Here is a 1,221-nt window from a genome sequence, read left to right on the forward strand (position 1 = left end):
TCGGCCTCGGACAGGCGCGTTCGGGCGTCGGCACCCACTCCGCCGCGACGGGTCGAGATGTAGTCCGCTGCAGCGGTGATCTGCGCCTGAGCGGCCGCGATATCGCGATCCAGACGGGCTCGCAGTTGGTCCTCGGCAGCCTTCTCCGCCGACGCCTCGTCGACGATCTTCTCCAGTTCGGCATCCGCTTCGGCGAGGGCGGTGTAGCTGCCGAGTGGATCCGAGGACTGGGCCGTCTCCGCCCCCTGCAGCGCCGTCTGCGCCGCAGTCATGGCCGACTGGAGTTCGGCACCGCCGTGTTCGGTCAAACCACGTGCCTGCTCGATGTCGCGGCGAACGTCCGCGATGGCGTCGGGCAGGGTGGCGATGGCGTGCCTGATGTCGTCCCGGGCATGGTCGACGCCGTCGAGCAGGGTCTTGGCCTGGTCGACGGCTCGTTCGGCCGTGCGAATAGCGGTGACCGCAGGCCCCTGCTTTCCGGGCGGGAGTGCTGTCGCCTTGCGGCCGGCCTCGATGTTGTCCTCGGCCAGCGCGAGTCGCTCCTGTGCCATCGTGACGTTGTCGGCGATGGATTTCAGTGCCGTCTCGGAGAACTCCGAATGCAGTTGAGCGAGCAGGGTTTCCGATTGCGGAATCCTCACCGTCAAACCGATGATCGCCTGGGTCAGCTCGTCGAGATGGGCGTCGGCGTTCATCACGAGATCGCGGAAACCGTCGAATTCCTCCACTCGCGAATCGAGTTCGCGATCGGCCTGGCCACAGGAGGAGATGATCTCGACGAGCATTGCGCGCCGCTGATCGGGAGTTTCCGGAATGGCGTCGTCGAGGCGTTGACGGATCTCGAAGGCGGACGCGAGGGCCCGCTTGGCGTTGTCGTGGGCGGAGATGAACGGTGCGGCCGCAGAATCTCCGAACTCTCCACGGGCGAGGTTCAATTCCTCCTCGCTGGCGCGTACGGCATTGTCGGTCTCGACCAGAATTTCCTTGGCCCGGGTGTCGAGGACGTCGATCGGGAAGGCAGCGAGTGCGGCCGGGTCGCTCGGGTCGATCTTCGCCACGGCCTCGACCTCGGCTGCAACGCGGGCCTTCTTGCGCCGGGACGAGTAGACGACGGCTCCGCCACCGGCCACGGCCAGTGCGCCGACGCCCGATCAGCAGTGGTGCCGACGAGCCGCCGCTGCCGCTCGAGGCGTACGCGTCGCCGAGTGCACCGGCTGCCGA

The 1,221-nt window shown here is 67.4% G+C and carries 1 pseudogene; it reads right to left on the minus strand.

Features of this window, described 5'->3' with window-relative positions:
• A pseudogene (locus RHBS_RS27855) lies at positions 1–1,130 on the minus strand (TPM domain-containing protein); the annotation flags it as partial.
• Positions 1,131–1,221 lie beyond the last annotated feature (91 nt).

This window comes from Rhodococcus sp. BS-15 (genome assembly GCF_000813105.1).
In the GTDB taxonomy this organism is placed as follows: Bacteria; Actinomycetota; Actinomycetes; order Mycobacteriales; family Mycobacteriaceae; genus Rhodococcoides.